Origin of the sequence: Sphingomonas sp. S6, assembly GCF_043498045.1 — a bacterium.
In the GTDB taxonomy this organism is placed as follows: domain Bacteria; phylum Pseudomonadota; class Alphaproteobacteria; order Sphingomonadales; family Sphingomonadaceae; genus Sphingomonas.
The window spans coordinates 185934-208720 of record NZ_JBIEOE010000003.1 but is presented as its reverse complement, the minus strand read 5'-3'; the positions used below and the strand labels follow the sequence as shown (position 1 = coordinate 208720).

At 67.0% G+C, this 22787-nt stretch carries 20 protein-coding genes; 11 read left to right on the top strand and 9 right to left on the bottom strand.

Annotation, left to right across the window (positions count from 1 at the left end):
* Nucleotides 1-36 precede the first annotated feature (36 nt).
* On the bottom strand, nt 37-1581 hold the full coding sequence (locus tag ACGVWT_RS06545) for a cryptochrome/photolyase family protein (protein ID WP_315461819.1): 1545 nt from the start codon (nt 1579-1581) through the stop codon (nt 37-39).
* A gap of 29 nt (nt 1582-1610) precedes the next feature.
* Between ACGVWT_RS06545 and queF the strand changes: the two genes are divergently transcribed.
* From queF to ACGVWT_RS06530, 3 genes are all read left to right on the top strand, one after another.
* Nucleotides 1611-2057, top strand: coding sequence for a preQ(1) synthase (gene queF, locus ACGVWT_RS06540; RefSeq protein WP_315461818.1), 447 nt, complete (start codon nt 1611-1613; stop codon nt 2055-2057).
* A gap of 123 nt (nt 2058-2180) precedes the next feature.
* Nucleotides 2181-4457, top strand: coding sequence for a glycosyltransferase (locus ACGVWT_RS06535; RefSeq protein ID WP_394425655.1), 2277 nt, complete (start codon nt 2181-2183; stop codon nt 4455-4457).
* Nucleotides 4458-4510: 53 nt separating this feature from the next.
* A complete protein-coding gene (locus tag ACGVWT_RS06530; protein WP_043059863.1) occupies nt 4511-5791 on the top strand; it encodes a glycoside hydrolase family 130 protein in 1281 nt (426 codons plus the stop codon).
* A 149-nt stretch (nt 5792-5940) separates the two neighbouring features.
* Here the strand turns inward: ACGVWT_RS06530 and ACGVWT_RS06525 are convergent, their stop codons facing one another.
* Nucleotides 5941-6108 (bottom strand): hypothetical protein, encoded by a 168-nt coding sequence (locus ACGVWT_RS06525; RefSeq protein WP_165800890.1) that lies wholly within the window; start codon nt 6106-6108, stop codon nt 5941-5943.
* A 144-nt stretch (nt 6109-6252) separates the two neighbouring features.
* Nucleotides 6253-8232: an OPT family oligopeptide transporter gene (locus ACGVWT_RS06520; protein ID WP_315461816.1), complete on the bottom strand. Its 1980-nt coding sequence runs from the start codon at nt 8230-8232 to the stop codon at nt 6253-6255.
* Nucleotides 8233-8372: 140 nt separating this feature from the next.
* Between ACGVWT_RS06520 and ACGVWT_RS06515 the strand changes: the two genes are divergently transcribed.
* Entirely contained in the window at nt 8373-9668 is a 1296-nt protein-coding gene (locus ACGVWT_RS06515; RefSeq protein WP_315461815.1) for a homoserine dehydrogenase, read from the top strand.
* A gap of 503 nt (nt 9669-10171) precedes the next feature.
* Here ACGVWT_RS06515 and ACGVWT_RS06510 read toward each other — a convergent pair.
* The 5 genes from ACGVWT_RS06510 to ACGVWT_RS06490 all read right to left on the bottom strand — a co-directional run bounded on the left by ACGVWT_RS06510 (nt 10172) and on the right by ACGVWT_RS06490 (nt 12823).
* Nucleotides 10172-10609 (bottom strand): hypothetical protein, encoded by a 438-nt coding sequence (locus tag ACGVWT_RS06510; RefSeq protein WP_116462043.1) that lies wholly within the window; start codon nt 10607-10609, stop codon nt 10172-10174.
* On the bottom strand, nt 10606-10953 hold the full coding sequence (locus ACGVWT_RS06505; protein WP_116462044.1) for a hypothetical protein: 348 nt from the start codon (nt 10951-10953) through the stop codon (nt 10606-10608). The genes ACGVWT_RS06510 and ACGVWT_RS06505 overlap by 4 nt, the downstream gene beginning before the upstream one ends.
* A 66-nt stretch (nt 10954-11019) precedes the next feature.
* Complete coding sequence (locus ACGVWT_RS06500) at nt 11020-11295, bottom strand: hypothetical protein (RefSeq protein WP_116462045.1); 276 nt, start codon at nt 11293-11295, stop codon at nt 11020-11022.
* 60 nt (nt 11296-11355) lie between these two features.
* Nucleotides 11356-11787, bottom strand: a complete 432-nt coding sequence (locus ACGVWT_RS06495; RefSeq protein ID WP_315461814.1) for a CoA-binding protein — start codon at nt 11785-11787, stop codon at nt 11356-11358.
* A gap of 88 nt (nt 11788-11875) precedes the next feature.
* Complete coding sequence (locus ACGVWT_RS06490; protein WP_315461813.1) at nt 11876-12823, bottom strand: Mrp/NBP35 family ATP-binding protein; 948 nt, start codon at nt 12821-12823, stop codon at nt 11876-11878.
* 71 nt (nt 12824-12894) lie between these two features.
* On the opposite strand from ACGVWT_RS06490, the gene hflK reads away from it, so the two are divergent.
* The 7 genes from hflK to ACGVWT_RS06455 all read left to right on the top strand — a co-directional run bounded on the left by hflK (nt 12895) and on the right by ACGVWT_RS06455 (nt 21530).
* On the top strand, nt 12895-14022 hold the full coding sequence (gene hflK / locus ACGVWT_RS06485; protein ID WP_315461812.1) for an FtsH protease activity modulator HflK: 1128 nt from the start codon (nt 12895-12897) through the stop codon (nt 14020-14022).
* A 32-nt stretch (nt 14023-14054) separates the two neighbouring features.
* A complete protein-coding gene (hflC, locus tag ACGVWT_RS06480; protein WP_394425848.1) occupies nt 14055-14894 on the top strand; it encodes a protease modulator HflC in 840 nt (279 codons plus the stop codon).
* A 153-nt stretch (nt 14895-15047) separates the two neighbouring features.
* A complete protein-coding gene (locus tag ACGVWT_RS06475; protein WP_315461810.1) occupies nt 15048-16601 on the top strand; it encodes a Do family serine endopeptidase in 1554 nt (517 codons plus the stop codon).
* A 191-nt stretch (nt 16602-16792) separates the two neighbouring features.
* Complete coding sequence (locus ACGVWT_RS06470; RefSeq protein ID WP_315461809.1) at nt 16793-18442, top strand: helicase HerA-like domain-containing protein; 1650 nt, start codon at nt 16793-16795, stop codon at nt 18440-18442.
* A gap of 177 nt (nt 18443-18619) precedes the next feature.
* Nucleotides 18620-19351 (top strand): DNA repair protein RecO, encoded by a 732-nt coding sequence (gene recO / locus ACGVWT_RS06465; protein WP_315461808.1) that lies wholly within the window; start codon nt 18620-18622, stop codon nt 19349-19351.
* A gap of 34 nt (nt 19352-19385) precedes the next feature.
* Entirely contained in the window at nt 19386-20423 is a 1038-nt protein-coding gene (gene leuB / locus ACGVWT_RS06460; RefSeq protein WP_315461932.1) for a 3-isopropylmalate dehydrogenase, read from the top strand.
* 9 nt (nt 20424-20432) lie between these two features.
* Nucleotides 20433-21530: a glycosyltransferase family 2 protein gene (locus ACGVWT_RS06455; protein ID WP_116462054.1), complete on the top strand. Its 1098-nt coding sequence runs from the start codon at nt 20433-20435 to the stop codon at nt 21528-21530.
* On the opposite strand, the gene ACGVWT_RS06450 is transcribed toward ACGVWT_RS06455, so the two are convergent.
* Nucleotides 21527-22747 carry a phospholipid carrier-dependent glycosyltransferase gene (locus ACGVWT_RS06450; protein ID WP_116462127.1) on the bottom strand — a complete coding sequence of 407 codons (1221 nt, stop codon included), beginning with the start codon at nt 22745-22747 and terminating at the stop codon, nt 21527-21529. The genes ACGVWT_RS06455 and ACGVWT_RS06450 overlap by 4 nt on opposite strands.
* Nucleotides 22748-22787 lie beyond the last annotated feature (40 nt).

The window sequence follows — 22787 nt, the reverse complement described above, 5'->3', positions numbered from 1 at the left end:
CGTTCGGGCTACGCTGGGGAGGAGTGCCCGGATGTCTCAATAACCGGATTCGCATGCGGTGTCGAGACTCTGTAAGAAAGTTTTAGCTTGGCCACGTGTTTCATTACGAGATTGCGCGCTTTGCTTCTTCCATGTCGCGTACGGCATGCGCAGCCGTTGGTTGTCGCTAAGCTTGCCTTCGTGCCGGGCCAGGAAATCCCAGTAGAGCGCGTTATACGGGCAGGCATCCTCACCCACCCGCTTCTTCACGTCGTAGCGGCAATGCCCGCAATAATCGCTCATCCGGTCGATATAGGCGCCCGACGAGATGTATGGCTTCGATCCCAGCAGACCACCGTCGCCGAACTGGCTCATGCCAAGCGTGTTGGGCAACTCGACCCATTCATAGGCGTCGATGTAGACTTCGAGATACCAACGATGCACCTCGGCCGGATCGGCGCCGATCAAGAGCGCGAAATTGCCCGTCACCATCAGCCGCTGGATATGGTGTGCGTGCGCAGTCTCCAGCGTCTGCCCGATCGCTTCCTTCAGGCAGTGCATGTCGGTGTCGCCGGTCCAATACCAGCCGGGCAGCTTGCGCTTATGGTTGAGGAAGTTGCGGGTCACATAATCGGGGCCCTCGCGCCAATAGATGCCGCGCATATATTCGCGCCATCCAATGATCTGGCGGACATAGCCCTCGACCGAGTTGAGCGGCGCGCGACCAGCCCGATATTCCGCCTCGGCACGGCGGCACAGGTCGAGCGGATCGAGCAGGCCCGAATTGATGTAGGGCGACAGGATCGAGTGCCACAGATAGCGCTCGCCGGTCAGCATCGCGTCCTCGTAATCGCCGAACTGCGGTAGTGCCTTGGCCATGAAATAGGCGGCCTGTTTCTCGGCATCCTTGGCGGTGACGGCATAGGCGAAGCCGTCGAGCGTACCGGGATGGTCGGCAAAGCGCTTCGCCACCAGCGCCAGCACCTCTTTGGTGATGGCGTCGGGCTTGAAGACATGCGGCTGCGGCATGAACAGGTCCGCCTTGGCGGGCTTGCGGTTCTCCTTGTCGAAGTTCCAGCGATCGCCGACGGGTTTCTTGCCGTCCATCAGCAGCCCGGTCTTGCGGCGCATGTCGCGATAGAAGAACTCCATGGTCAGCTGCTTGCGCTCGCTGGCCCAGGCGTCGAATTCGGCATGGGTGGCGACGAACCGATCGTCGGCGCGGATGTCGACAGGGATGCCGAAGATCGTTTCCCAACTCTCCAGCATCGCCGCAACGCGCCATTCGCCCGCTTCGGTCACGACGATCTGGTCGGGCGCGTGCCGCTCCACCGCTCGCGCCATTTCGCCGGTGAAGCTGCCGGAATTGTCGGGGTCGTCGAGCTGGACATAGTCGACGGTCCATCCCGCTTTCGTCAGCGCAGCGGCATGGTGCCGCATGGCCGACAAGATGTACGCGATCTTCTGCTTGTGATGGCGGACGTAGGTCGTCTCGTCGCCAACCTCCATCATCAGCACGATCGTCTCCGCAGGGTCGGCATCGCGCAGCGAGGACAGCGTGGGCGTCAACTGGTCGCCCAATACGGGAACAAGCGTTTTCATCCGGCCTCGCGTCTCCTACATGGGCCGCTATGACCCCGATGCACCTTGGCCAGACCAGCCAACTGCCCGCCTCTCCCGAAGAAGCGGTGCTCGATTATGTTCCCAATCCGCGTCTCGGCACGACCTATCTCGTTCGGTTTGCGGTGCCCGAATTCACGTCGCTGTGTCCGGTGACCGGGCAACCCGACTTCGCGCACCTCGTCCTGGACTATGTGCCGGGCGACACGATCGTCGAATCGAAGTCGCTGAAGCTATTCCTCGGCAGCTTCCGCAACCATGCGGCCTTCCACGAGGATTGCACCGTCGGCATCGGTCAGCGGCTATTCGACGAGATGAAGCCGCAATGGCTGCGGATCGGCGGCTATTGGTATCCCCGCGGCGGTATTCCCATCGACGTCTTCTGGCAGTCGAGCGCGCCGCCGACCGACCTGTGGCTGCCCGATCAGGGCGTAGCCCCGTACCGCGGGCGAGGTTGATCGAGATCAGCATCATTGCCAGGTTGCACTGCAACATGAGTGCAACCTTTCGGCTGATCGGCTGTTCATCCCTCGGCAAGGTCGCGGCTCTGCCCGTAATGTTGCGCCAGCGAAGGATGAGGTATGGTGACCACGGCAGCACAGGGCGACGCGATCCGGCATCTGGCCTTGATCGGGAACTTCCTGCCGCGCCAATGTGGTCTGGCGACTTTCACGACCGACGTGTGGCAGGCGATGCGTGATCGCTTTCCGGACGTGCAGGTCGATGTTTATGCGATGGACGATCATCCGGGCCGTTACGCCTATCCGCCGGCGGTGACGGGGACCATCCCGCAGCAGGATCTGTCTGCCTATCTATCGACCGCTCGTGCGATTGAAGCGAGCGGCGCGCAGGCGATCTGGGTGCAGCACGAGTACGGTATCTACGGCGGACCGGCCGGCGAGCATCTGCTAAGCCTGCTCGATCGCACCACCCTGCCGGTCATTGTAACCCTGCATACGGTCTTGGAAAAGCCGAACGCCGATGAGCGTCGCGTGCTGGAAGGTCTGCTGCATCGTGCTGCCAAGATCGTGGTGATGGCTGAGCGCGGTCGCGACATCTTGCGCCGCGTCTATGGCGCAAATCCGCGCCAGATCGCCATGATCCCGCACGGTGTTCCCGACCGCCCGTTCGTCGATCCCGAGACGCTGAAGCCCCGTTTCGGCTGGCAGGGACGCGATGTCGTGCTGACTTTCGGTCTGCTAGCACCTGGCAAGGGCATCGAGACCATCATCGAAGCGCTGCCTGCGATCGCGGAGCGCCATCCCAATCTCCTCTATGCGGTGTTGGGCGCCACCCATCCCAATCTCGTGGCACATGAAGGTGAGGCGTATCGCGACCGGCTGAAGGCACTGGCCGACCAGCTTGGCGTCGGCGACAATGTCGCGTTCATCGACGGCTTCGTCGAGCATGACGAACTGCTCGACTATCTGCAGGCCGCCGACATTTATGCGACGCCTTATCTTAACCCCGCGCAGATCACCAGTGGAACGCTGTCTTACGCCGTCGGTGTCGGTAAGGCGGTCATTTCGACCCCTTACGTCCACGCGACCGAGATTCTGGCGGATGGCCATGGCGTACTGGTCGACTTCCGTGACGTCGCCGCGTTTGCGCGCGAGATCGATCGCCTGCTGTCGAGCAAGCGCGACCGGACGCGGCTGGCGCAGCGCGCCTATGATCGCGGCCGCACGATGATCTGGCCGCGGCTCGCCGAATCGGCGCTGCACGAGCTGGAGGTCGCGGTTGCATCGCGCCCGCGCCGTCTCGCCCAGTCGGCGCCGCATGGTTTGCGCGCGCTGGAGCCCAACTTCGCGGCGGTCGAGCGGATGAGTGATGCGACCGGCATGCTCCAGCATTCGATCTACTCGGTCCCTGATCGCCGCCATGGCTATTGCATCGACGACAACGCCCGCGCGTTGATGCTGATGAGCGCGATGGACGATCTTGATCCGATCGCGCGGGACAAATGGACGACCATCTATGCCTCGTTCATCCAGTATGCGTGGAATCCGGAGGCGCGACGGTTCCGCAACTTCATGAACTTCGACCGGACCTGGTGCGAAGACGTGGGCTCCGAAGATTCCAACGGTCGCGCGATCTGGGCGCTTGGCGTCACCGCGCGCGACGGCAAGGACGCCAAGCATCGCGACTGGGCGCGGACGATGTTTGATCGCACCGCCAGTCTGGCGCTGGAACTGGGGTCGCTCCGCGCGCAATCGTTCGCGATGCTGGGTGCCGCGGCGATGCTGGAGACGTCGCCGGGGCATGAGCTCGCGCGGTCGATCCTCCAACGCTTCCCAGACGATCACCTTGCACTGCTGGCGGCAGCACGCCGGCCGGAATGGCGCTGGTTCGAGATCGTGCTGGCCTATGATAACGCACGCCTGCCGCAGGCGCTGGTCGTTGCCGGTCAGGCGCTTGGCCGACAGGATCTGATCGATTGCGGGCTGGAGACGCTCGACTGGATCGTCGCCAAGCAGACGTCGCCGGAGGGTCGCTTCCGCGCGGTGGGCACGGAGAGCTTCCATCGCCCCTATGCCGATCCGTTGCAGTTCGATCAGCAGCCGTTGGAGGCGCAGGCGACGGTCGATGCCTGTCTCGCCGCCTGGCGTGCAACGGGCGATGCGCGCTGGGTCGCCGAGGCGGAGCGGGCGTATGGCTGGTATCTGGGCCACAACGACCTCGACCTGCCGCTGGCGACGGCCGCGGACGGCGGCTGTTTCGACGGCCTGATGCTGACCGGGCTCAATCGCAATCAGGGTGCGGAGTCGATCCTAGCGCTGCAGCTGGCAAGTTGTGCGATTTCGGGGCTTTCAAAGGCGACCCAAGGCGTGGCAGGGACATCGCGCGCCGTCGCCTGATACGATCGGGTGACGACGTCATAACGACCGGTCGACGAGGGTTCTGAAGCGCGATGGATCTGTTCAATCACGGGTTGCGGCTGCACGCCGATCCGTCCCGCGTCGTCGTCCGCCCGTTCCACATCGCGTGGGGCGGCAAGGGCGGCGCACCCAACCGCACCGAACGCCTGGTCGGCGAAGTGCTTGCCATGTCGACGGAAGAAGCGCGCGATCAGCTCGAGGCCGTGCTGAAAGATTTCGAGGCACGCCACTGGCAGACCCGGCGTGTCTTCATGACGCGCTACGACGAAATCGAGGAGCTGCTCGGCCTCGACGGCACCGAGATCAGCGACGAAAAGCGTCAGCTGATCGGCGCCTATTTCTGCCACGAATATAGCTATGCCGCCGCGGCGCTGATGAATCCCAGTGCGGTACCGCATTTCGACCAGTCGGGCATGCCCGAAGGATCGATGCGCATTCTGATGAGCTTGCGTTCGGTCGGCGAGGGGCACATTTCGTCCGTCGCGTTCCGTGAAGGCATCATCTCGAACGGCCACGAACTGGAATTGGCGCCGGAGCCGCCCTTCGCCACCGCCACGGACGTGATCGGCGGTGAGGAAGAGATGCCGGCGGGGCCGGTCACGGTCTGGCGCCATCGCGATTCGACACTGTCGGGCACGGTGATCTTCCCGATTACGCAGGCGCAGTCCAAGGGGTTGGAGGATCTGCGGATCAGCCACTTCCAGCATGACGACGGCAGCTTCGAATGGATTGGCACCTACACCGCCTATAACGGGTCGGTGATCCAGTCGGAGTTGATGCGCACGCGCGATTTCCGCAGCTTCGACCTCGTGCCGATGTCCGGTTCTGCGGCGCGGAACAAGGGCATGGGCCTGTTCCCCCGCAAGGTCGGCGACCAGTATATGATGATCGGCCGGCAGGACGGCGAGAACCTGTTCCTGCTGAAGTCCGACAGCCTGGAGCATTGGGACGAGGGCGAAAAGATCCTGACCCCCGTCTTTCCGTGGGAGCTGGTGCAGATTGGCAATTGCGGTCCGCCGATCGAATTGGACGAAGGCTGGCTGCTGCTGACCCATGGTGTCGGCGCGATGCGCAAATATTCGATCGGCGCGGCGCTGCTGGACAAGAACGATCCGTCTAAGGTGCTGGGCCGCACACGCGAACCCATCCTCGCCGCGAAGGATCAGGATCGCGAGGGCTATGTCCCGAACGTCGTCTACAGCTGCGGCGCGATCCGGCACGGCGATACGCTGTTCCTGCCCTATGGCATCGCAGACAGTTCGGTGGGCTTCGCGTTCGTAGCGATCAAGGACCTGCTCGCCGCGATGGTGTGAGCGGGCGGTTCGACCAACGCGTTACGGCATGGTGATTGTCGTCCCAGCGCAGGCTGGGACTGTGCGCGGCTTTAATGCGCGCCATCGCGAGACGATCCCAGCCCGCGCCGGAATGACGTTTACACGGTGATGATGAGCGACTGCGCGTCTTAGCGGGCGTCGCGCGGATCGCGCGTGGCGGGAATCTGCGACAACTTGGTCAGCAGCAGTGGAATGTCGTCGGTGATGAACGTGTCGGTGGGCACGGGCATGCTACGACGCAGCGTACGGCCAACGGTGCTGAACCGGTCGCGATGCTGCTGTGCTGACGATGTCACGACTGACCCCAAATGACGCATACGGCAAACCCGGCGATCGCCGGCCGGGGGGGGGATGGCTGGGCGATCACCGGGTTCTGAGGGCATAACGGCGTGCATCTGGAAGGGTTCCCGGCGCGACGAACGGTTCGTCGCTTTTCGGGATTAGGGCTGCGTTACCGACCGGCGCGTCAGGCGATAGAGGCCCGCGACCAGGGCCAGGAAGGCGATCGTGCCGCCGACTAGCGCGATCGTGTCGAACCCCGCGGGGGCGATCGCCAAAGGGGCGTCGGACCCGGTGACATAGACGATGACCGCGAAGGCGACGCCCCACAGGCTTTCGCCGACGATCATGCCGGTCGCGGTGAGCACGCCCATGCGCTTGGCGAATTCGACGTCGGGCGTGCGGTCCGCCCAGCGGTCGTACAGCGCGCCGATCACCGCGCCGAGCACGACCGGCAGCGTCACCGCCATCGGCAGATAGACGCCGAGGCCGACGCCGAGCGGCGGCAGGCGGAGCTTGCCGGTGCGGCCCAGCGTCTCGTCCAGCGCGATGACGCCGACGCCGATGAGGGCGCCGTAACCGATCATCACCCAGTTGAGGTTGCCGCCGAGGACGCCCTTCGCCAACGCCGAAATGAGCGCCGCCTGCGGCGCCGCGAGCGCATTGGGGCCGGCACCCGGCGCGCCCTGGAACCCGAGGGTGGTCGCGAGCAGTTCGAGCACCGGCGGCACGACGAGGCTGCCGAAGATGACGCCGAAGATCAGCGCGACCTGCTGCTTCCATGGCGTTGCCCCGACCAGCTGGCCGGTCTTGAGGTCCTGGAGATTGTCGTTGGAAATGGTGGCGACGCCGAAGACGATGCCGGTGACGATCAGCGCATAGGCGACGAGCGCCTGCGTCGTGTCCGCCCCGGCGCCGCGCCCGAACAGGCCGACCAGCATCAGCGAGGCGGCGAGGACGGAGAGAATGCCGATCCCCGACACCGGGCTGTTCGACGCGCCGATCAGGCCCGCCATGTAGCCGCACACTGCCGCGATCACGAGGCCAAGGACGAGCACGAACACCAACGCGCCGGCGATCAGCACGACCGCCGATCCCGCCAGCGGCCCACGGGCGATCACCGACCAGAGCAGGCCCGCGATCGGCACCAGCGTCGCGAGGCTGACGAGCGCGACGATACCGATCGGCAGATCGCGCTCGCCCAGCGCCAGCGTCGCGCCGCTGCGCTTCGCCGCACTGGCCGCGATCGACGAACGGATGCCGGCGATTACCGGCCCGATGATCTTGAGCAGAGTCCAGATCGCTGCGACGCCGATGACGCCCGCGCCCAAGAAGCGTACGTCGGTGCGGAACACGCCGCCGACCCAAGCCTCCAGACCGACGCCCGCGGCGGCAGGCGACAGGCCGGTGAGGATCGGCAGGGCGACCCACCAGCCGATGACGACGCCGGCGAACATCGCGAGGCCGACCGACAGGCCGACGAGGTGCCCGGCCCCGATCAGCGCGAACGACAGGCCGCCGGAGATTGCGGTCGCGCCGCCGCCGACGCGGAAGAATTGCGCGGCCTCTGCGACGACCAGCTTCGTCTGGGTGAGCAGCGCGAACCCAGCCGAGGCGATCGCGTTGACGACGATGAGCTTGAGGCCCTTGCCGCTTTCCGCTTCGCCCGCGCGGCTACCGGCGCCGACCATCAGCACTTCGGCGGCGGCGCGGCCTTCGGGATAGGGCAGGTCGGTATCGACCACGAGCGCGCGGCGTAGCGGGACCGAGAACATCACGCCCAAGATGCCGCCGGTCATCGTGATCCCGGCGGTGAGCAGATAGGGGAACCCCTGCCACCAGCCGATCATGACGAGGCCGGGGAGCACGAAGATGATCGCCGCGAGCGTGCCCGCCGCGGAGGCGACCGTCTGGACGATGTTGTTTTCGAGGATCGTCGCGCCCGGCAGATAGCGCAGGATCGCCATCGAGATGACCGCGGCGGGGATCGACGTTGCGAAGGTGAGGCCGACCTTCAGCCCGAGGTACACGTTCGCCGCGGTGAACAGCAACGTGATGAGCCCGCCGAGCAGGATGCCGCGAACGGTGAGTTCGGCGACGGGCGTCGTGCGGTCGGACCGGGAAGAGGGGGCGGTGGCCATGGATCGGGGCACTCGTCGGCAAAAAGTGAGGTGTCGCGTGGTTCTGCACGTCGCATGGCGGATCGGCAATGGCGGGCGTCCGTGCGACATAAGCTTGCGCTATCTCGACAGCGGACGCTGCTTTCCGCTAGGCGGCGGCCATGAACACGAACACACCCTTGCGCGTCGCTTTGTCCGGTCTCGGTACGGTGGGCGGCGGCGTCATCCGCCTGCTCGATGCGAACCGCGACCTCATCACCCGGCGCGCGGGCCGCGGGATCGAAGTGGTGGCGGTGTCCGCTCGCGATCGCAGCAAGGACCGTGGGATCGACCTGACCCGTTTCGACTGGGTGGACGACACGCGCGAATTGGCGTCGCACCCGCACGCGGATGTGGTGGTGGAGCTGATCGGCGGTTCCGACGGCCCGGCGCTGACTCTGGCACGCTCGACGCTGGCGGCGGGCAAGGGCTTCGTCACCGCCAACAAGGCGATGCTGGCGCACCACGGCCTGGAGCTGGCGCAGGCGGCGGAGGCGGCGGACGTGCCGCTGAAGTTCGAGGCGGCGGTCGCGGGCGGCATCCCGGTGATCAAGGGGCTGCGCGAAGGCGCCGCTGCCAATGCGATTGGCCGGGTGTACGGTATCCTCAACGGTACGTGCAATTTCATCCTGTCCAAGATGGAAGCCGAGGGGCGCGATTTCGCCGAGGTGCTCGCCGAGGCACAGGCGCTGGGCTATGCCGAGGCGGATCCGAGCTTCGACATCGACGGCGTCGACGCCGCGCACAAATTGTCGATCCTGGCCAGCATCGCCTTCGGTACGCGGCCGGCGTTTGCGGACGTCGCGGCGACGGGCGTGCGCCATGTGATCGCGGCGGACATCGCGGAGGCGGCGGCGCTCGGGTACAAGGTGCGGCTGGTCGGGGTCGCCGAATCCGGCGCGAACGGGCTGTTCCAGCGCGTCCACCCGCATCTGGTGCCGATCGACCATCCGCTCGCGCATGTCACCGGGTCGCTCAACGCGGTGGTGGCGGAGGGCAATTTCGTCGGTCGGCTGTTCTTCCAGGGCGCCGGTGCGGGTGAGGGGCCGACCGCGAGCGCGGTGGTCGCCGACCTGATCGATATCGCGCGCGGCGAGTTCGGCCCGCCCTATGCGATGCCCGCCGCCTCGCTGACCGCGGAGCCCAAGGCAGATAGCGGTGAGCGCCGCGCGCGGGCCTATCTGCGCTTCACCGTCGAGGACAAGGTGGGCGTGCTCGCCGAGATCGCCGCGGCGATGCGCGATGCCGGCGTGTCGATCGAAAGCCTGATCCAGCGCGGCGTCGCCGCCGATGGTAGCGTGATCGTCGCGATCGTGACGCACGAAGGGCCGGAACGCAGCGTCGCGCATGCGCTGGAGAAACTGCGGGGATCGCAGAGCCTTGCCGGCCAGCCGCTGTGGATGCCGATCCTGGGGTGATGTCCGCCATTTCGAGGAAGATAGACAACATGAACACCTGAACGGAAACGTTCGGGGGCTATCGTTTCCGAAATGGAGCTTTGAGAAAGAGCGGGTCGGGACTGGGCTTTGGTTTACGCCGGTCGGCGTGTGTAGGACAGGGGTGGGTGATTTTGCGTGGCGAGTCATTGGCTTGCCGGGTGTGCGATCCTACAGGGTTGGTCCTGGGGATTGAGCGTGCCCGCTCGATACGTCACCCCAGCGTAGGCTGGGGTCTTTCGCGGCTCCTGTCGGGCCGTGCAACCGAGAGATCCCAGCCTTCGCTGGGATGACGGTAAGTGGGCCAGCTCTTGGGGCAGTGTCCCACCGCTTTTCGTTGGCACGTGTTGCTCCCTCCAATTTCGTCATCCCGGCGAATGCCGGGATCCATGGTCGCGGTGCGGGCGGTTTTACGCGAGCCACAGCTTACATCGTATCCATGGATCCCGGCGTGCGCCGGGATGACGAATGGGAGGAAGTGGCGCCTACGGCGTGACCGTCACCGTTCCCGTGGGCGCCGGGTCGTCGAGCGGGATGGCGATGCGGCCGCGTTTGTCGGGTTTCTTGGCGAAGGCGGATTTGAGCGCTTTGGCCGCAGCGATCGCCATCGGCACGATCGGCGGGCCGAAGCCCACCGTGCAGCCGCCCTGGCGCGCTGCGCAGGGCGTTCCCTGCAACTCCAGCGCGCGGACGCTCGACAGTTCGGGGTTGGCGCCGCGGCCGGGGGCCGGGTCGCGTTCGTCGGGCAGGGGCAGGCGATTGCCGGTGTCGCCATTGCCGCAGACGACGATCGTGCCCTTGTCGTCGGGCTGGCCGCATTGCTTGGCGAGGATCGAGAAGCGCTGCGGCGTGGCGGCCGGCTGCGAGGCGGTGACCGGCTGCGTCGGGGCGGCAGCCTGCAGGGCGAGGGCGAGCAGGATCATGGCGCGAGCGGCCGGTCGGTTGCGCCGGTCAGACCGTGGCGGCTGTTCATCGTCACGCCTGCCATGCCGCCGCCGACTTTGAAGGGCGAGAGCTCCTCGACCGGGTTGGTGCGGTGGAGCAGGCGGTCGCGTTCGACGATGACCGCTTCGTAGCGCGGATCGCCCGCGTCATGGACGATGAACGGGACGCGGAAGCGGTCGGCACGGCGACGGCCACAGACGGTGATGTCGGTCGTGTTGGGATCGGCGACGCAGCGTTCGCCGACGATCACGTCGCGCGATCGCCCGATCAGCCCCTGCGCATCGTCACCCGCCTGTGCGGCCAGCAGCATCATCCAGATCATGCATCCCCCCTCATGCGGGCAGGGCCTATCGTCGCGGGTCGATCGCGTTCGGTCAATCGTCTCCGATCAGTCGTCAAAGTCGGTCTTGAAGATCGTGCGCCCACGGCTGGTGCAGAATTTGTCGCCGACAACCTGACATTTCGTGCCGTCATTGGCGAAGGCGCGATCCTTCGACGTGCGGGCGAGGGGATCGGGTTCGTAGGGAACGCGATAGTCTTCTTGCCGGGGCGGCGGCGTGCAGGCGCCGCTGATGCAGCCGAGCGTCGGTTTGGAGGGCGTCAGCTTGAAGCCCGCGACGGCGTCGCTGGGGGCGGACGGGATCAGCAACAGCAGCGCGAACATGGGACGGGCACTCCCGAACGGCTTTGGTGGGAACGAATGTTGGCCGAAACGGCGCGACGATCAAGCGCTAACCGGGGCGACCTGCAGGCGCGGGATTTCGATCGCGGGGCAGCGGTCCATCACGACCTGCAATCCGGCGGCCTCGGCGCGGGCGGCGGCAGCATCGTCGATCACGCCCAATTGCATCCACACCGCCTTGGCGCCGATCGCGATCGCCTGATCGACGATCGGGCCGACCGCGTCCGACCGGCGGAAGATATCGACGATATCGATCGGGTCGCCCAATTGGTCGAGATCGCGGAAGACGAATTCGCCATGCAGATGTTCGCCGGTGATCTGCGGATTGACCGGAATCACGCGATAGCCGTGGTTCTGGAGCGTCGCCATCACGCGGTACGACGGGCGATCGGGGCGATCGGACGCACCGACCAGCGCGATCGTGCGGGCGGTTTCGAGCAGCGTCTTGATCGCGGCATCGTCGGTGAGGGGCATCGGTGCGTCTCCGGCTGGGTGGGAGATATACCGTTGCCGGGGGCGGTGGTTCCTTGGGGGCGTATGGGGGCGGGGCGGCGGGGAGGCGTCAGTGCGTCGCGAGCCAATCCGCGACGCGGGCGGCGATGGGGGCGAAGATCGTGTCGTTCGGGTCAGCGGCGGGAGGCTTGCCGGCGTCGGAGGCGGTGCGGATGTCGATCGCCAGTGGCACGCGGCCGAGGAAGGGCAGGCCGAGGCGCTGGGCGGTGGCTTCGGCGCCGCCCTGGCCGAAGGGATCGGAGATTTTGCCGCAATGCGGGCAGGCATAGCCCGCCATATTTTCGACGAGGCCGATCACCGGCACGCCGGCCTTGTCGAACAGGTCGATCGCACGCGTCGCATCGATGAGCGCGAGGTCCTGCGGGGTGGAGACGATCACGGCGCCCGCGGGCTTGTGCTTCTGGACCATCGTCAGCTGCACGTCGCCGGTGCCGGGCGGCAGATCGAGCACCAACGTGTCGGTCGCGCCCCAGTCTGCCTCGACCAATTGGGTCAGCGCGCCCGCGACCATCGGCCCGCGCCAGGCGAGCGCGCGCCCGTCTTCGACCAGCTGCCCCATCGACAGCATCGGCACGCCATAGGGCGTGGGCACCGGATTGAGCACCTTGTCCTTCGCGGTCGGGCGCTGGCCCTCGGCGGCCATCAGCCGCGGCTGCGAGGGGCCGTAGATGTCGGCGTCGACTAGCCCGACGCGGCGGCCGGTCTGCTTCAGGGCGATGGCGAGGTTGGCGGCGAGCGTCGACTTGCCGACGCCGCCCTTGCCGCTCGCCACCGCGATCAGCCGACGGGCGACGCGCTCGGCGGTGACGACGAGGCGGACCTCGCCGGCCCAGCTGCGTTCGGCGGCGGCGCGGACCTCCGCCTCCAGCGTCGCGCGCTCGCTTGCCGACAGGCCGGTCGCGTCCAGGACGATGCCGGCGCGGTCTCCCTCGAAGCGCAAGGTGGCGCGGCTGCCGGCGGCGGCGCGGACGGCGGCGATCGTAACGTCTTGTGTCATGGCGGCGCAGATAGGGGCCCGCCTGCGGCTTGGCACTGTTTTTCCGCAAACACCCTCCTATAACAGAGGGTATGACGATCCTGCCGGGCAACACCAATCGCCCTCCCATTCTCGCCGCCGAACCGCCGAAGAGCCCGTGGGGATCGGGCGATGACGATCAGGGCGGTGGCCCGCGCAACCCCTGGGCGCTGCCGCCGGGCGGTCGCAAGCCCGCAAACAAGCCGACGGCGCTCGACGAATTCCTGAAGAAGGCGCGCGGCGGTGGCGGCGGCAATGGTGGGGGCGGCGGCTTCGGCGGCCTGCCCGTGTCGCCCAATCCGCGCGCGCTGTGGCTGATCGGGGCGGGGATCATCCTGCTCGCCTGGATCCTCTACACCTCGATCCACCCGATCGCGCCGCAGGAGCGCGGCGTGGTGACCTACCTCGGCCGCTATTCGGGGACGCTCGATCCCGGCATCGCAATGACGATGCCCGCGCCGATCGCGCGCGTGGTGAAGGTGGACGTGCAGAACATCCGCATCGAGAATTTTCCCGAGACCGGCTCGGAAAACCTGATGCTGACGCGCGATCAGAACATCATCGACCTCGCCTATGCGGTGCGCTGGAAGATCGCGAACCCGCAGGATTACGTGTTCCAGATCGACAAGCCGCGCGAGACGGTGCGCGCGACGGCCGAAAGCGTGATGCGCGAAGTGGTCGCCAACCAGACGCTCGACGCGGCGCTCGGGCCGGGTCGTGCGCAGATGGAGAACCAGGCGCAGGAGCGGATGCAGAAGGTGCTGGACGATTACAAGTCGGGCATCGTCGTCGTCGGCGTCGGCATCAAGCAGGCCGATCCGCCCGCGCGCGTCAACGATGCGTTCAAGGACGTCACCGCCGCTCAGCAGGACGCGCAGGGCGTGCGCAACCAGGCGCAATCCTATGCCAAGCAGGTGATCGCGCGCGCCGAGGGCGAGGCGTCGCAATTCGACAAGGTGTACGAGCAGTACAAGCTCGCCCCCGCCGTCACCCGCCGCCGCATGTATTACGAGACCATGGAGGCCGTGCTGGCCAAGTCCGACAAGACGATCGTCGAACCCGGCAACGTCGTGCCCTATCTGCAGTCGCAGGGCGCGCGCCGCCTGCCCGACAGCGTGCCGGCGGCACCGGCCGCGGTGACGCCGACCCAGCCCGTCACCACGACGGGAGGCGGCCAGTGAAGGGGCTCTGGCGGCACCCGATCGCGCTTGGCATGGCGGCGCTGATCCTCGTCATCCTGCTCGCCGCGACGATCGTGATCGTGCCCGAGACGCAGCAGGTGGTGATCCTGCGCTTCGAACAGCCGGTGCGCACGGTCAACGCGTGGAAGCCGAACGAACAGTTCGGGCGGACCGGCGCGGGGCCGATCCTGCGCATTCCGTTCGTCGACCGGCTGGTATGGCTCAACAAGCGCGTGCTGGACGTCGATTACGACAATCAGCAGGTGCTCTCGTCCGACCAGCTGCGGCTCGAGGTGGATGCCTATGCGCGCTTCCGCATCATCGATCCGCTGAAGGCGGTGAATGCGACCGGCAGTACGTCCCAGACCGAAAGCGCGATCACCGACGCGCTGCGGCCGCTGCTCGGCAGCTCGATCCGCAACGAGCTCGGCAACCAGCCGTTCGCGACATTGCTCAGCCCCGAGCGTGATCAGGTGATGGACAATATCCAGGCGCGCCTGCAGCGGCTCGCCAGCCAATATGGCGTCCAGATCGTCGACGTGCGCATCAAGCATGCCGACCTGCCCGACGGCAGCCCGCTCGACCGTGCGCTCGCGCGGATGGCGACGGCGCGCCAGCAGCAGGCGATCACGATCCGCGCGCAGGGTCAGAAGGACGCGCAGATCATCCGCGGCGAAGCCGATGCGCAGGCCGCGCGCATCTATGCCGAAAGCTTCACCAAGGATGCGGACTTCTACGACTTCTACCGTGCGATGCAGTCGTATCGTCACACGTTCGGGGCAGACGGCGGCCCGGCCCCCAGCGGGTCGACGAACATCATCCTGTCGCCGAACAACAGTTACTTGCGCGAGTTCGAAGGGCGTGGTCGGTAATGGGGAGGCCAGCGGGGCGTTGATTGTCGGAGCCCCGCTCCCCAGCTGAACAGTCCGGGCTTTCTATGCCATGAACATTCAAGCGGCGTTCAGGCGTTCGGGGCCAGTACGGCCCCGCTCCGGGACGCCATTCAAGAAGAGGATTTCCCCCTAGTGCGCTACGCCTACGCCATCACCAGTGCGCTTCTCCTCGGCGGTGCGACCGCCACGCTCGCGCTGCAGCCGAGCGTTGCCCAGCAGGCCCAGAACGAACCGGGTGCCATCCAGGCGAGCGTGCCGCGCTCGGGCGCGCCGATGAGCTTTGCCGACATGGTCGCCAAGCTGCAGCCGGCGGTCGTCAACATCTCGACCAAGCAGACGATCGTGCAGCGCCAGCAGAACCCGTTGGCGGGCACGCCGTTCGGCGACCTGTTCGGTGGCATGGGCATGGGCGGGCAGGGCGCGCCGGTGAAGCGCGAAGGCGCGTCGCTGGGTTCGGGCTTCCTGATCTCGCCCGACGGCTATGTCGTGACCAACAACCACGTCATCGCGCCGGGCGCACAGGGCGCGACGGTCAATTCGATCACCGTCACGCTGAACAACAACAAGGAATATACCGCGCGCGTCATCGGCAAGGATCAGGATTCGGACCTGGCGCTGCTTAAGATCGATGCGACCAACCTGCCCTATGTGAAGTGGGGCGACAGCAGCAAGGCGCGGGTCGGCGACTGGGTGCTGGCGATCGGCGAGCCCTTCGGCCTGGGCGGCACGGTGACCGCCGGCATCATCTCGGCGATCAACCGCGTCACCGGCCAGGGCGGTGCGTACGACCGCTTCATCCAGACCGACGCCTCGATCAACCAGGGCAATTCGGGCGGCCCGATGTTCGACCTCAATGGCAATGTGATCGGCGTCAATTCGCAGATCTTCAGCCAGTCGGGCGGCAATATCGGCATCGGCTTCGCGATTCCTGCGGCAACCGCCAAGCCGATCATCGAGACGTTCATGAAGGGCGGCAAGATCACGCGAGGCTATATCGGCGTGACGATCGGCGGCGCGGTGGACGACGATGCCGCGGCGGCGCTGGGCATTCCCAAGGGCCAGGGCGAGCTGATCGCCGGGGTCGAACCGACGGGGCCGTCGGCGAAGGCGGGCCTGCGCTCGGGCGACGTGGTGACGCGGATCAACGGCCAGGACGTCAATCCGAACCAGACGCTGACCTATCTGGTGTCGAACCTGCAGCCGGGCACGACCGCGCGCTTCGATATCCTGCGCGGCGGCAAGCCGATGACGATCAACATCGCCGTCGCGACGCGTCCGTCGAACGAGCAGTTGCAGGCGCGCGCCAACGGCGGCGAGGATTCGGGCGGCTTCGGGCCGAACGGTGGTCAGGGCGACGATGACGGGTCGGATGACGGCACGACGCAAGGGACGACGGCCCCGCTCGGTCTGAACGTCCAGCCGCTGACGCCGGGTATCGCGCGCGCGATCGGCGTCGATCCGACGGTGCAGGGCGTCGTCATCGCGACGGTCGACGCGAGCAGCGACGCCGCCGGCAAGCTGAAGCGCGGCGACGTCATCCAAGGCATCAATGGCAACCCTGTGCGCACCGCGGCGGACGTTGCGCGGATCGTCGCGCAGGCGAAGGCGGCGGGCCGTCCGCAGGTGTTGCTGCTGGTGCAGCGTGGCCGCGGCGCGCCGGGCTTCATCCCGCTCAAGGTGAAGTAATCGCTTTCAGCACGCCGTTACCCCGGCCGAAGATTCGGGGTCTGGCTTCACCGGACGGCTTGAAAAAGCGGGACCCCGGGTCGAGCCCGAGGTGACGAGAATAGGGTCGGCGCTCTCCGGAGCTCCGGCCCTTTTCTTTTGCCGGGCCGCCGCGCTACGTCTGCCGCCGAGAACAAGCAGGAGCGCGAGGCATGGCGGACGGGATCTTCATCGGGGCCGGCGAAGGCGAGGGCGGCAAGCCGCAGGTGCTCGACCTCCGCCGCGCCAACCGCCACGGGCTGATCGCGGGGGCGACCGGCACCGGCAAGACGGTGACGTTGCAGGGGATTATTGAGGGGTTCAGCAAGGTCGGTGTGCCGAGCTTTGTCGCCGACGTGAAGGGTGACCTGTCCGGCCTCGCCATGGCCGGATCGCCGACCGCCAAGACGCACGCCGCCTTCGCCGCGCGCGCTGCGGAGATCGGCGAGAGCGATTGGGCCTATGCCGACAATCCCGTACAATTCTGGGACCTGTACGGTGAACAGGGGCATCCGATCCGCACCACCGTCAGCGAGATGGGGCCGCTGCTGCTCAGCCGGTTGCTCGACCTTAACGAGGTGCAGGAAGGCGTGATGACGATCGCCTTCCACGTCGCGGACAAGGAAGGGCTGCTGCTGCTCGACCTCGACGATTTGCAGGCGATGCTGGCGCATTGTGCGGAGCGGGCGGACGAGCTGACGACGACCTATGGCAACGTGTCGAAACAGTCGATCGGCGCGATCCAGCGGTCGCTGCTCCAGTTGCGCACGCAGGGGAGCGAGCATTTCTTCGGCGAGCCGGCGCTGGAGATGGACGACTTCCTCCGCACCGACGACAAGGGGCGCGGCATCGTCAACGTGCTTGCCGCCGACAAATTGATGGCGGCGCCGAAGCTCTACAGCACCTTCCTATTGTGGCTGATGAGCGAGCTGTTCGAGCATCTGCCCGAGGTGGGCGATCCCGATAAGCCCAAGCTCGTGTTCTTTTTCGACGAAGCGCATTTGCTGTTCGACGATGCGCCCAAGGCGCTGCTCGACAAGATCGAACAGGTCGTGCGGCTGATCCGGTCGAAGGGCGTGGGCATCTATTTTATCACGCAGAATCCGATCGACATTCCCGATACGGTGGCGGGGCAGCTGGGCAATCGCGTGCAGCATGCGTTGCGCGCCTTCACGCCACGCGACCAGGCGGCGGTGCGCAGTGCGGCGGAGACGTTTCGCGCCAACCCGGGCGTCGACGTGGCGACCGCGATCACCGAACTGAAGGTCGGCGAGGCTTTGGTGTCGCTGCTCCAGCCCGATGGGTCGCCGTCGCCCGTCGAGCGTACGCTGATCAAGCCGCCCGCCAGCCGCGTCGGCCCGGTGACCCCGCAGGAGCGGGGCGTGATGATCCAGACCGACGCGATTGGCGACAAATACGACACGGCGGTGGATCGCGAATCGGCCGAGGAAATCCTCGCCGCCAAGACGCAGGAGGCGGCGGCGTCGGCGGCGGCGGCCCGGGCTGCGGACGATGCGGAAAAGGCGGCGGCGGTGCAGGCCAAGCAGGACGCGCAGGCCGCCAAGGAAGCGGCGCGGGCCGCGGCGGCGCAGGCCAAGGCGGAGGCGCAGGCGCAGCGGGCGGCGGAACGCGAGGCGGCCAATTCTCCATGGGCGAAGGCGATGACCTCCGCGACGCGGGCGGCGAGCTCGTCGATCGGGCGACAGGTGGCGAACGAGATCGGCAAGCAGGTGTTCGGTACGGGATCGCGGCGGTCGTCGTCGTCCGGCGGTCTGGTGGGGACGGTGCTGCGGAGCGTGCTGGGGAATTTGATGCGGCGGTGACGGGGAGCTTTGCCCCACCCATTTCGTCACCCCGGACTTGATCCGGGGTCCCGCTACTCCGCGCGGTTGAAGAAGCGGGACCCCGGCTCAAGGCCGGGGTGACGGGTGGAGTGGGCGCTGTTTCTGCCTCCACCACGACCCCGCGACTTCTCCCCGCCGGGCGCCTATATCGGCGCTATGCATCTGCGTACGCCTGCCATCGTTCTCGCTGTTCGTGCGCATGGCGAGCATGGGGCCGTGGTGCGGGCGCTGACGCGCGACGATGGCGTGCAGCCGGGCTATGTCCGGGGCGGTCGGTCGCGGCAGATGCGGCCCATCCTGCAGCCGGCCAATGCAATTCAAGGGGAATGGCGGGCGCGGACGGGGGAGCAATTGCCGGCGCTGACCATCGAACCGCTGCACAGTCGCGCCGCCTTGCACGGCGAGCCGCTGGCGGCGGCGGCGCTCGCCTGGGTGACCGCGCTGACCGCGGCGGCGCTGCCCGAGGCGCAACCCTATCCGAGGATATATGACGGGCTAAGCGCGGTGCTCGACGCGGTAGAGGCGGCGCCGTCGGCGCGTGGATGGGCGAGCGTGCTGGTGCGGTACGAGCTGCTGCTGCTGGCGGAACTGGGGTTCGGGCTGGACCTTGAACGGTGCGTGGTGAGGGGCGGCGATGCGGATCTGGCCTATGTCTCGCCGCGCAGCGGGGGGGCGGTGTCGCGCGGGGCGGCCTATGGCTATGAGGAGAAGTTGTTCGCATTGCCGGCGTTTCTGCACGCGGGCGGGGCGGCGGAGTGGCCGGATATCTTTGCGGGGCTGGCGATTACCGGCCATTTCCTCAGCCGCGACGTGCTGACCCACGCCCACGCCGATCCGCTCGCCGCACGCGCACGGCTGGTCGCCATGCTGAAAAGGGCCGTTGCGTGAGCAAGGCCCGCGCGGCTAGGCAGCGGCCATGGCAATGATCGCTCTCCTCGCCGGTGACGGCATCGGTCCCGAAGTCGTCGCACAGGCGCGCCGCGTGCTCGACGCGCTCGACCTCGACCTTACCTATGAAGAGGCGTTGGTCGGCGGCGTCGCCTATCATCAGGCGGGCCATCCGCTGCCGGAGGCGACGCTGGACGTGGCGCGGCGCGCAGATGCGCTGCTGTTCGGCGCGGTCGGCGATCCGACGTGCGACACTCTGGAGCGGGGCTTGCGGCCCGAACAGGCGATCCTGGGCCTGCGCAAGCACCTCGGGCTGTTTTCCAACCTGCGACCGGCGACCCTGTTCGAAGGGCTGGAGGATGCGAGCGCGCTGAAGCCCGAGGTCGCGAAGGCGATCGACCTGCTGATCGTGCGCGAGCTGAACGGCGACGTCTATTTCGGCGAAAAGGGCCGGCGCGAGGGCAAGAACGGCGCGCGCGAAGGCTATGACATCATGTCGTACGACGAAACCGAAGTGCGCCGCATCGCGCATGTCGGCTTCCAGGCGGCCGCGAAGCGGCGCGGGCAGCTGTGTTCGGTCGACAAGGCGAACGTGCTCGAAACTTCGCAATTGTGGCGCGACGTGGTGATCGAGGTGTCGGCCGAATACCCGGACGTGCAGCTCACGCATATGTACGTCGACAATGCCGCGATGCAGCTGGTGCGCAATCCGGGGCAGTTCGACGTGATCGTCACCGGCAATCTGTTCGGCGACATCCTGTCGGATCAGGCATCGATGTGCGCAGGCTCGATCGGCATGCTGCCGTCGGCCAGCCTGGATGACGCGGGCAAGGGGCTGTACGAGCCGATCCACGGCTCGGCGCCCGATATCGCGGGGCAGGGCAAGGCCAATCCGTGCGCGGCGATCCTGTCGGCGGCGATGATGCTGCGCCATTCGCTGGCACAGCCCGCGGCGGCGGACCGGATCGAAGCGGCGGTGGCGCAGGCGATCCGCGACGGCGCGCGCACCGCGGACCTGGGCGGTACGATGAGCACCGCCGCGATGGGCGACGCGGTCCTCGCCGCGCTGTAAGCGACGCGCATGAGCACGCTCCTCGAGATCGCGGTCGTCATCCCGACCTTCAACGAGCGCGCCAACGTGCCGACGCTGATCGCGCGGCTCGACCAGGCGCTCGCCGGGCGGCGCTGGGAAGCGATCTTCGTCGATGACGATAGCCCCGACGGCACCGCTGACGTGGCGCGCGAGCTCGGCCGGATCGATCCGCGGGTGCGAGTGATCCACCGTATCGGCCGGCGCGGCCTGTCGTCGGCGTGTATCGAGGGGATGTGCGCGACCGCGGCGCCCGTCGTTGCGGTGATCGACGGCGATTTGCAGCATGACGAGACGTTGCTGCCCAAGATGCTCGACCTGTTGCAGGCGGACGAGGCGCTCGACGTGGTGGTCGGATCGCGCTTCGTCGATGGCGGCGGCACGGGCGACTGGGACCGCGATCGCGTCGCCAAGTCGGCGTTCGCGACCAAGCTGTCGCGCCGCGTGCTGAAGGGCGACCTGAGCGATCCGATGAGCGGGTTCTTCGCGATCCGCACCGCAGTGGTGCGCGAATTGGTGCCCGACCTGTCGGCGATCGGCTTCAAGATCCTGCTCGACCTGATGACGACGAGCACGCGGCCGCTCAACTTCGCCGAGCTGCCCTATACGTTCCGGGTGCGGACGGAGGGCGAATCGAAGCTCGATCACGTCGTGGCGATGGAATATCTGATCGCGCTGTACGACCGGATGTTCGGGCGGTTCGTGCCGGTGCGTTTCGCGATGTTTTCCGGCATCGGCGTGCTGGGCGTCGGCGTGCACATGGGCGTGCTGGGGCTGGCGATGCTGGCGGGTGCGGACTTCCTGTTCGCGCAGATCCTGGGCGCGATGGCGGCAATGACGTTCAACTTCGCGCTCAACAATGCGCTGACCTATCGCGACCGGCGGTTGAAGGGCTTCCGCCAGCTGCTCGACGGCTGGGTGTCGTTCTGCGTCGTGTGTTCGGTGGGGCTGGTGGCGAATGTCGGCATCGCCGCCTTCGTCCACGATTTCCGCAACGGCGGCGCGGCGGCGTCGGCGCTGATCGGTATCCTGGTCGGTGCGGTGTGGAATTATGCCTTGTCGTCGAAGTTCGTCTGGGGCCGCTACTAGATCCAGCTCTTCAGCCACATCCAGCCGTGGAACGAGCCCGCGCCTTTGAGCGGTGTCGCGGCGAGGATGGGGTAGAAGTGGACGAACAGCACCGCGGCGGCGGCGAGAAAGGCTTCGTCCCAATAGCGCAGGCGCGCGCGCCAATGGTCGAAGGCGGCGGCGATGACCACGCACAGCCAGATGCTGGACAGATAGTAATAATAGAAGAAGCCGAGCGACTTGGGGATCAGCGCCCACATCGCGACGCTGGCGATCCATAGCAGCGCGACGCCGCCGGCGCGAACGTTGCCGCGCACCCAGGCGTACAGGCAGGCGAGGACGGCGATCAGGCCGCCCCACATCACCACCGGATTGCCGAGCAGCAGGATGCCGCGCTGCGCGCCGTCGACAGGTTCGTACAGATACCAGACCGGCCGCCAGTCGAACGCCCAGGTCCACCAGGCGGATTGATAGGGGTGCGGCGGCAGCACTTGCGTCTGGCGCGCGTACATTTCGAGCTGGAAGGGGAGCAGCGTCGATAGCGTGAGCGGCTGGGTGCGGTAGAGGAAGGCCGGCCAGAAGGTGAGCGCGTAGGTGAGGGCGGCGACCGCGCCGAGCACTGCGAGCGCGGCAAGTGGGTTCAGGCGCGGCTGCGTGCGATGCGTCAGCAGGAACGCCAGACCCGCAAATCCGATATAGGGCAGCGCGGTCCATTTTGTGCCCAGGGCGAGGCCGAGCAGCACCGCGCCCGCGATCCAGCGTCGCCACGCGGCGCCGCGCGTGTCCGCCTGCATCGCCCACAGCAAGCTCGCGACGCCGGTGACGACGAAGGCGGCCATATAGCCATCGAGCATCGCGGTGCGCGCCTGCACGAAGACGGTGAAGTTGAGGATGGCGAGCGTCGTACCGATGCCGGCGGTGCGGACGCGGCCGAACAGCAGATACAGGATCGCGAAGACGCCGACGACCACCGCGGTCGCTGCCAGAGTCGAACCGATCCGCCAGCCGAGGGGATCGTCGCCGAACAGCGCCATGCCGGCGGCGATCAGCGTCTTGCCGAGTAGCGGGTGTTCGATGTTCACCGGCCCGCCGAGGTCGCGCAGCATGCGGGCGGCGGGGACGTAATGCACCTCGTCGAACACCAAAGTGTGCGGCGTGGTGAGCCGCCAGCTGAACAGCAGTTGCGCGATCAGGCCGAGGCCGAGCGCAGCGGGGAGGGGGCGGTGGAACAGGCGCACGGGGGGCTTGTCCGCAGGTCGGGGCTGGTTGGCAAGCGTT

Bases quoted from the DNA above. Each gene is read 5' to 3' on its own strand.
- ACGVWT_RS06545 (WP_315461819.1), bottom strand. From the start codon at position 1,581: ATGAAAACGCTTGTTCCCGTATTGGGCGACCAGTTGACGCCCACGCTG.
- queF (WP_315461818.1), top strand. From the start codon at position 1,611: ATGACCCCGATGCACCTTGGCCAGACCAGCCAACTGCCCGCCTCTCCC.
- ACGVWT_RS06535 (WP_394425655.1), top strand. From the start codon at position 2,181: ATGGTGACCACGGCAGCACAGGGCGACGCGATCCGGCATCTGGCCTTG.
- ACGVWT_RS06530 (WP_043059863.1), top strand. From the start codon at position 4,511: ATGGATCTGTTCAATCACGGGTTGCGGCTGCACGCCGATCCGTCCCGC.
- ACGVWT_RS06520 (WP_315461816.1), bottom strand. From the start codon at position 8,232: ATGGCCACCGCCCCCTCTTCCCGGTCCGACCGCACGACGCCCGTCGCC.
- ACGVWT_RS06515 (WP_315461815.1), top strand. From the start codon at position 8,373: ATGAACACGAACACACCCTTGCGCGTCGCTTTGTCCGGTCTCGGTACG.
- ACGVWT_RS06510 (WP_116462043.1), bottom strand. From the start codon at position 10,609: ATGATCCTGCTCGCCCTCGCCCTGCAGGCTGCCGCCCCGACGCAGCCG.
- ACGVWT_RS06505 (WP_116462044.1), bottom strand. From the start codon at position 10,953: ATGATCTGGATGATGCTGCTGGCCGCACAGGCGGGTGACGATGCGCAG.
- ACGVWT_RS06500 (WP_116462045.1), bottom strand. From the start codon at position 11,295: ATGTTCGCGCTGCTGTTGCTGATCCCGTCCGCCCCCAGCGACGCCGTC.
- ACGVWT_RS06495 (WP_315461814.1), bottom strand. From the start codon at position 11,787: ATGCCCCTCACCGACGATGCCGCGATCAAGACGCTGCTCGAAACCGCC.
- ACGVWT_RS06490 (WP_315461813.1), bottom strand. From the start codon at position 12,823: ATGACACAAGACGTTACGATCGCCGCCGTCCGCGCCGCCGCCGGCAGC.
- hflK (WP_315461812.1), top strand. From the start codon at position 12,895: ATGACGATCCTGCCGGGCAACACCAATCGCCCTCCCATTCTCGCCGCC.
- hflC (WP_394425848.1), top strand. From the start codon at position 14,055: ATGGCGGCGCTGATCCTCGTCATCCTGCTCGCCGCGACGATCGTGATC.
- ACGVWT_RS06470 (WP_315461809.1), top strand. From the start codon at position 16,793: ATGGCGGACGGGATCTTCATCGGGGCCGGCGAAGGCGAGGGCGGCAAG.
- recO (WP_315461808.1), top strand. From the start codon at position 18,620: ATGCATCTGCGTACGCCTGCCATCGTTCTCGCTGTTCGTGCGCATGGC.
- leuB (WP_315461932.1), top strand. From the start codon at position 19,386: ATGATCGCTCTCCTCGCCGGTGACGGCATCGGTCCCGAAGTCGTCGCA.
- ACGVWT_RS06455 (WP_116462054.1), top strand. From the start codon at position 20,433: ATGAGCACGCTCCTCGAGATCGCGGTCGTCATCCCGACCTTCAACGAG.